Annotated in this window: 8 protein-coding genes; 6 read left to right on the top strand and 2 right to left on the bottom strand. The window is 65.7% G+C overall.

What is annotated here, in order from left to right; all coding sequences use genetic code 11:
* Positions 1–114 precede the first annotated feature (114 nt).
* Entirely contained in the window at positions 115–654 is a 540-nt protein-coding gene (locus AC1DS3_RS34260) for a hypothetical protein (RefSeq protein ID WP_477128921.1), read from the top strand.
* A 65-nt stretch (positions 655–719) separates the two neighbouring features.
* Here the strand turns inward: AC1DS3_RS34260 and AC1DS3_RS34265 are convergent, their stop codons facing one another.
* Entirely contained in the window at positions 720–1010 is a 291-nt protein-coding gene (locus AC1DS3_RS34265; RefSeq protein ID WP_441634680.1) for a hypothetical protein, read from the bottom strand.
* A 339-nt stretch (positions 1011–1349) separates the two neighbouring features.
* On the opposite strand from AC1DS3_RS34265, the gene AC1DS3_RS34270 reads away from it, so the two are divergent.
* The 4 genes from AC1DS3_RS34270 to AC1DS3_RS34285 all read left to right on the top strand — a co-directional run bounded on the left by AC1DS3_RS34270 (position 1350) and on the right by AC1DS3_RS34285 (position 4390).
* Positions 1350–1538 (top strand): NAD-dependent epimerase/dehydratase family protein, encoded by a 189-nt coding sequence (locus AC1DS3_RS34270; protein ID WP_477128922.1) that lies wholly within the window; start codon positions 1350–1352, stop codon positions 1536–1538.
* Positions 1523–2629, top strand: coding sequence for an SDR family oxidoreductase (locus AC1DS3_RS34275; protein ID WP_477128923.1), 1107 nt, complete (start codon positions 1523–1525; stop codon positions 2627–2629). The genes AC1DS3_RS34270 and AC1DS3_RS34275 overlap by 16 nt, the downstream gene beginning before the upstream one ends.
* Positions 2626–3117, top strand: coding sequence for a DUF2269 family protein (locus AC1DS3_RS34280; RefSeq protein WP_477128924.1), 492 nt, complete (start codon positions 2626–2628; stop codon positions 3115–3117). Before AC1DS3_RS34275 ends, AC1DS3_RS34280 begins: the two co-directional genes overlap by 4 nt.
* Positions 3118–3229: 112 nt before the next feature.
* Complete coding sequence (locus AC1DS3_RS34285; RefSeq protein ID WP_441634674.1) at positions 3230–4390, top strand: GGDEF domain-containing protein; 1161 nt, start codon at positions 3230–3232, stop codon at positions 4388–4390.
* A gap of 46 nt (positions 4391–4436) precedes the next feature.
* Here the strand turns inward: AC1DS3_RS34285 and AC1DS3_RS34290 are convergent, their stop codons facing one another.
* The gene (locus AC1DS3_RS34290) at positions 4437–4898 is read right to left on the bottom strand and encodes a CopD family protein (RefSeq protein ID WP_477128925.1); all 462 of its coding nucleotides are present in this window, start codon (positions 4896–4898) and stop codon (positions 4437–4439) included.
* Positions 4899–5206: 308 nt separating this feature from the next.
* Between AC1DS3_RS34290 and AC1DS3_RS34295 the strand changes: the two genes are divergently transcribed.
* The coding region (locus tag AC1DS3_RS34295; RefSeq protein ID WP_477128926.1) for a sensor domain-containing diguanylate cyclase at positions 5207–7161 on the top strand (1955 nt) is incomplete at its 3' end.

A 7161-nucleotide genomic window follows, 5' to 3' on the forward strand; every position in this document is an offset into this window, starting at 1 on the left:
CGGCCTGTCCAGCCGGACACAGCACGGAAAGCGCCTCTAGCTGCATGCGTATACACTGCTGCCGGTTCTTCGCGGGTGACAGGGTCCTGCGAGTGCCGTGCCAGGAGCGCGATTTTGCGGCGTGGCCTTGCCTTCGCGGCCGTAACAACGAGACAAGACAGTAAGATCATGAAAGTTTCGACCACCAATGTCCTCAACGTCCTGGAGCAGGGCGAAATCGCTGCCGTCCGGGATTTGGCACGGAACATCTCGCATCCTCGCGCATTTATTGTGCTTCGCACTGCATTCATCGCGATGGCTGCGGTGGCCGTGCTGTGTTTCGCAGCGAGCAGCTTCCATCTCGATGGTTTTGAGAACGTGGGAATTGGCGCGGCGGTGGTGGCCGCGCTGCTGTTCCTTGGGGAGCGCCGCTGGTTCGGTAACCGGGATGAGGTGGTGGTGCCGGCCGAGCATGTTGCGGTGCTGCGCAGGGAGCTTCGCCAGGAGATGTTTGGCAAGCTGGAGGAAGTGGCGTGGCGCCTGACCCATGATGGCCCCGGGGATGGGGTGATCCGGGTGCGCACCTTGTGGCAGTTCCTGTCGGAATCCGTGGCCAGCGATACGCTCAAGCGCCGGGATGCTCGCCGGCCTGCCAAGGAATCGCAAGCGGGCTGAGCTACAGCGCGCAGACGGGGGCGGCCAGGCCGCCCCTCATCAATCGGCTGGCGACCGACCAGGCGCTATGCGTCGCCGCGCCCGCCCTCCCCATGCTCCGCCGCGAGTTCGCTCAGCACCAGTATTTCTTGCGCCAGTCCGGTCGCCAGTGAGAGCAGAGGGCCCTGGATGTCTGCGACCAGATCTCCGAATGTTCCGGCGGCGGCGCTGTCTCGGGTCATGAAGAGTAGCGCGTAGAGTTGTGCCGCTTTTTCGCCAGCGAGGCTCAGCGGGCTTTCGCATGGGGTATGGGCGGTCACGAACATGTCCGCGCCGGAATGTTCGGCAGTGACGCCGTAGCGGCTGTGCCTAAACATGGGCAGCCTCCGTCGCGGTGGCGTTCCGGAGTGCGTGGGCAAGTGGATTAAGGCGGGTCAAGCGTTGCCCGGAATGGGCGAGTGAAGACAGGGGCATGGGAGTGCCTCCTACGTTAGCGAATCGAAAAATCCCGCCTTGCGGCGGTCGTTCGTCTACGTTTTTCGGGCTGCTATTCCCGGCCGCTGTTTTGCAGCAACAGCGGAGTATACCCCGACCAGAACCCGGAGAGAAACGTCACACTGGGCCACACCATCCCTTTGAGCGGCAGCGCTTGACTTCCCGCCTCCCGTTCTGTAATTTCTGTCTACACAGAAATTACAGAACAAACAGGTGACGCGATGAAGATCTTGGTGACCGGAGCGAGTGGGCTGGTGGGATCGGCGCTGGTGGCCCGCTTGCTGGCCGAGAGGCATCACGTGGTGGCGCTGGCGCGCCGGCTCGATCATCTGCCCCGTCATCCACGGCTTCACCGCGTTGCGGGGGACTTGTCCACCGGGCCTTGCACGTGGATATGCCGCTTGCCCTGATGCTGGCCTGCGAGCGGGCTGGCGTGCGGCGCCTGGTCCAGCTATCCGCGCTGGGCGCGGCGGCGGATGGCGCTACCGCTTACTGGCGCAGCAAGGGCATGGCGGACGATGCCTTGCGCGCTAGCGCGCTGGACTGGGTGATCGTGCAGCCGTCGCTGGTGTATGCGCCGTCCGGCCGCAGTGCAACATTGTTCCGGCGCTGGGCGGCGTTGCCCTTGCTGCCGGTGCCGGCGGATGCCGGGCATGTGCAGCCGATCCATATCGACGACCTGGTTGCACTGCTGCTGCGGGTGGTCCGCACTGACTGCGCGGGCCGGCGCACGGTGGCGGCGGTTGGGCCGGTCCGGCTGCGGTTTGGCGACTGGCTTGGCGCCCTTAGAGGCGGCATGGGGCTGCGCACAGCGCGGGTGCTGCGTGTGCCGGGCTGGATGGCGGGCCTTGGGGCGCAATGCCTGGCGAGGCTGCCTGGCAGCCTGGCCGATGGCGACAGCCTGGCCATGCTGCGCACCGACAACAGCGCCAGCCCGCACGCTGCGGCCACCTTGGCCGTGCGGCGCTTGCGCGCGCCGCACGCCTTTGCCACCGCTGCCGAGCGGCTGCCTGCCTTGCTGTTCTGGACCCTGCTGGCTGCCCGGCTGGCCATTGCCACGGTCTGGCTGGCCACCGCCTTTGTCTGTTTCGCGGACCCGGCCGCGGGCACGGCCTTGCTGCGCGAGGCGGGGCTGCCGCCGGCCTGGCGCGCGCCGCTGGTGTGGCTGGGCGCGGGGCTGGACCTGGYGCTTGGCGTGCTGGTGCTGTGGCGCCCCACCCGCGCGGTGTGGGCCATGCAGACGGCGCTGGTGCTTGGCTATACCGCGCTGATCACCTGGCTGGCGCCGGCGTGGTGGGCGCATCCCTTCGGGCCGGTGCTGAAGAACCTGCCGATGCTGGCGTGGTTCGCCCTCTTCCTGCAGCTCGATGCCAATACCAATACCAATACCAATACCAATACCAATACCAATACCAATACCAATACCAATACCGATACCGATACCGATACCAATGCCGGCCGGCAAGCCACCGCAAATGGACCAACCGAGGAGCGAGCATGACCTACCTGACCGTCAAGTGGACGCATATCTTGTCCGCCACCTTCATGTTTGGCACGGGCTTTGGCACCGCCTTCTATCTGTTCTTCGTGAACCGCAGCAAGAACGTGCAGGCCATGGCGGTGGTGACCCGCTGGGTGGTGCGCGCCGACACCTGGATCACCGCGCCGGCCGTGGTCTTTCAGCCGCTGAGCGGGCTTTACATGATGCATGCGGCCGGGTATCCGCCTTCGGCGTCCTGGCTGTGGATCTCGCTGTCGCTCTATGCGCTGGCGGGGGCTTGCTGGCTGCCGGTGCTGTGGCTGCAATGGCGGATGCGCGATATGGCCGGGCAGGCTGCGCAGGCATTGCAGGCATCGGGCGGCGCGACCGATACCGCTGGGCTTGCGCCGCGCTACTGGCTGTATGAGCGCATCTGGGTGGCGCTCGGGTTTCCGGCGTTCGGCGGCTTGCTGGTGGTGTACTGGCTGATGGTGAGCAAGCCGACCTGATCCGCCACGCAGGCCGCGCAAGCCACGCAAGCCACGCAAGCCGGCGGGCAACCTTAGGCGATCCGTCTTTGGTAGGATGGCCAATCTCCATGGATTGAGATGCGCGCAGACAATGCCCCAGATCGACCTGAGAACGACAGTCCTCCTGTCAGCGGTGATGTCGGCCCTGATGTCGGTCGTGCTGTTGTCGGCGTATTACAGTTTCCCTCGGTCGATCAAGGGGATTGGGCGCTGGGTCAGCGGCTCGCTGCTGCTGATCGTTGCGCCGTTGCTGTTCTGGTTGCGCGATATCGCCCCGGACTGGGTCTCCATCGTGGTGGCCAACTGCCTGGTGCTGGCCGCCATGGCCCTGTGGATGCTCGCCGTGCAAGCGTTCTACGGCCGGCCGCAAACATGGCGGTCCGCCGCCGCGCTGACCGTGCTGGGCACGCTGCTGCTGGCCTGGTATGCGCTTGGGCAGCCGAACTATGTGGCCCGGGTGGCCATCGTGACCTTCGTCGCCGGGATCTTCTATATCGTGCAATGCGTGCTGATCGTGCGCTACGGCGAGCGCCATTTCAGCACCTACTTCTTTGGCACCTTGATGATCGTCCAGGCGCTGGTGGTGGGGCTGCGTTTCGTCACCAGCTTGTTCGCCGGGATGGGCACGCAATCCTTTTTTGCCCCCGGCGACGTCATCCAGATCATCTACCTGAGTTCCAACACCCTGATGGACCTGGCCTTGTCGGTCGCCTTCATGCTGGTGATCACGCGGCGCCTGCACGTGGAACTCGACGTGCTCTCCAGGACCGACCCGCTGACGCTGCTGCTCAATCGGCGCGCCTTGAATGCGGCCGGGCAGGAGGCGCTGGAGCGCATGGCCGAGGACGGTAGCGAGATGGCCTTGCTGTTGATCGACCTTGATCACTTCAAGCGCGTCAACGACAGCATGGGGCATGCCGAGGGCGACCGGGTGCTGAAGGAGTTCTCGTCCATGCTCAAGCGCGAGCTGCCGCCCGGCGCCTGCCCGGGGCGCTTCGGGGGCGAGGAATTCCTGGTGTTGCTGCCGCATACCGGCATGGCTGGCGCGCTGGCGCTGGCGGAGCGCCTGCGGGCAACGTCTTCCCGGTTTTTTGGCGAGCGCGTCACGCATCTCACCATCAGTATCGGCGTGGCCTGCGTGGAGACATCGGAAACACGCCTGGACGACGCCATCGGCCGCGCCGATCTTGCCCTGTACCGCGCCAAGAGCGCGGGCAGGAACCGGGTCGAGGCGGTGATGCAAGCGGCCTGAGGGGCCGAAGGGGCCTAAGCGGCCTAAGCGACCTAAGCGGCGGCCATCAGGCGAGCAGCCGGCCGAGCGTGGCTACCGCGATGGTGAGCGCGCCAAGCGCCAGGTTCAGGCCGACGGCCTGCCGGATGCGGCCCAGCGCGGCGCCAGCGGCCTTCCAGTCTTGCGCATCGACGCCGCGCCGCAGCGCACCGTAGGGGCCGAAAAACACATAGGCAAAGATCCCGATCATGAGCAGGCCAAGGCCGAACATGATGTGCCAGTGCACAGGCGCGGCGGCAAACCCGAGCGCGCCGAGCATGGACACGCCGCTGATGGCGATCAGCGCGACGGCGCCCCAGACCCAGGCCAGGAACCGCGCGAATACGGCGCGCCACAAGCGCAGCCGCTGCGGCGGCTCCAGCAGCGTGGCCGCTGCCGGGCGCAGGCAGACATAGGCGAAAAACATGCCGCCCACCCAGAGTGTGACGCCAGCGATGTGCAGGAAGCGGAGGACGGGATCGAGGGTCATGGGTTTTTGGATTCTTCGGGTTTATCGGATTTTTCGGATTTTTCGGATGACGGGATGGGCAGGCTCCAGCCGGCGAACCGCGGCGGGGACTGTTGGGGGAATGCTGCATTCTAGCCCCCGAAAGCCACTTGTGCCGGGAAAAGCCACGGATAAGACACACATGCCAGCGCAATGGCGTCGGCATTAGCGGAGCGCTCCGCCGCTTCTGCTAACCTACCAGCCGGGTCAGTCGCCGCGACAGGGGATGGGCAGCGGGGACGAAAAGGCCGGTGGTCAGGCTGGTCAGCAAAATCAAGAATAAGATACTTATGCGGCACTCCTTAAAGTATCGGGTCGCCTTAGCCACGGCGCTCGTGGTGACATTCATCATCCTGGCGCGCGCGCTGTTTGCCCAGTACTACGCGTTMCAGAGCCTGACAGCGCTGCGCCAGGCCCAGCAAGAAACGCTGGTCAAGCTGGTTGCCGAACAACTCGACGAGAAGTTCGAGACGCGGGCGATCGCCCTGCGCCGCCTGGCGCATCAGCTGGCGCCCATGCTCGGGCAGCCGCCCGCCGATCTGCGGCGCTTCGCCACCCAGGCGATGTCCATGCCGCAGATCTTCAATGCTGTGTTCCTGGCCTTGCCTGACGGCGACATGGTGTTCAGCACCGCCGTACCCATCGGCAAACGCATCCACCTGGCGGACCGCGACTACTTCCGCGACGTCGTCAACGGTTCGGAGTTTGCCGTGTCGGACCTGCTGCGGGGCCGGATGAGCGATTCGCCCGGCGTGGTGCTTGCCGTGCCCTTGCGCGGCCCGGACGGCAAGCTGCTCGCGGTGGTTGGCGGCGCGTTGAATTTCGCCGAGAGCAACTTCCTTGGCCAGCTGGCGCACAGCCGGGTTGGCCTGACCGGCAGCTATTGCCTGGTTTCCTCCGGCACAAACCCGCGCTACGCCATGCACCCCGATCCTTCGAAGGTGATGACGCCGGCGAAGGCGCTTGGCGAGGCCTGCGGCGTTGGCGCGCCGCCCTCCGCGTGGGAGCCCGTCAACCCGACGCAGCCCGTGGTGGCGCGCTACCTGCTCGCGTCCAATGGCTGGGAGGTGGTTTCGGTCCTCCCCGCCAAGGAAGCGTACGCGCCGCTGTTCGATGCCCGCCGCAAGACAATCATGGTTGCGGGCATGTCGCTGCTGCTGGCCGCGCTGCTGATGTGGCTGGTGATACGCCGCCTGCTGGCGCCGCTGGAGCTGCTGCATCGCGTGGTCAGCGAGGTGCCCAAGAATCCTGCCGCCCTGGCTGCGCTGCCAACCGGGCGCAATGACGAGATTGGTGAGCTGGCCACCACGTTTGGCGCGGTCATGCAGCAGCTCTCCGAGCGGGAAGCCGCGCTCAGCACCGCCAAGGATTGCGCCGCCGAGAGCGAGAAGCGCATCGAGGCCATTGCCAACCATGTGCCGGACTTTGTCTCGTTCATCGACATGAGCGAGCGCTATGTCTTTGTCAACGAGGCCTACGCGCAGCGGTTCAACCTGCCGGTGCAGCAGATTGTCGGGCTGACGATGCGCGAGCTTTGGGGCACCTCCGTCTACGTGGCATCGAAGCCGTACCTGGAACAGGCCTACCTGGGTGCGTCGGTCACCTTCAGCCTGGAAGGCAAGGATGACGCCGAGTGCATGGAGATTACGTACCAGCCGGCCTGGAATGACGGCAAGGACACGGTCCAGGGCCTGTACATGTTCGCGCGCAACGTGACCAGCGAGCGCCAGAAGATGCGCAGCCTGGAAGCGCAGACCCTCACGGACCACCTCACGGGCCTGCTTAACCGCAAGGGGTTCGACCGGCGCATGGCCGACGCGATGACCCGGGCCAGCGCGAGCCGCGCCAGCGCTGCCCTGTTGCTGGTGGATGTCGACGATTTCAAGACCATCAACGACACGTTTGGGCACGCCGTTGGCGACCAGCTGCTGGCTTCCTTCAGCGAGCGCCTTTCGGCCTGCGTGCGCACTGGCGACGCCGTGGCCCGGATCGGCGGCGACGAATTTGGCATCGTGCTGGACGACGCGCTCAACATGGCAACGCTGGAGCGCATCGCCCAGGCCATCGTGTACGCGGCCAGGCGAGGGCATTGCATCGAAGGCCATTCCATCGTGGCAACCGCCAGCGTGGGCATGGCCATCCATTACCCGGACGACGGCCAGACCGCGAACGAGCTCTTCATGCGTGCCGACATGGCGCTCTATGAAGCCAAGCGCAGCGGCAAGGCGCGCTACACGCCACCGCC

This window comes from Cupriavidus sp. 01L46 (genome assembly GCF_056399905.1).

Coding starts and splice junctions, on each gene's coding strand:
- AC1DS3_RS34285 (WP_441634674.1), top strand. CDS start 3,230: ATGCCCCAGATCGACCTGAGAACGACAGTCCTCCTGTCAGCGGTGATG.
- AC1DS3_RS34290 (WP_477128925.1), bottom strand. CDS start 4,898: ATGACCCTCGATCCCGTCCTCCGCTTCCTGCACATCGCTGGCGTCACA.
- AC1DS3_RS34265 (WP_441634680.1), bottom strand. CDS start 1,010: ATGTTTAGGCACAGCCGCTACGGCGTCACTGCCGAACATTCCGGCGCG.
- AC1DS3_RS34270 (WP_477128922.1), top strand. CDS start 1,350: ATGAAGATCTTGGTGACCGGAGCGAGTGGGCTGGTGGGATCGGCGCTG.
- AC1DS3_RS34280 (WP_477128924.1), top strand. CDS start 2,626: ATGACCTACCTGACCGTCAAGTGGACGCATATCTTGTCCGCCACCTTC.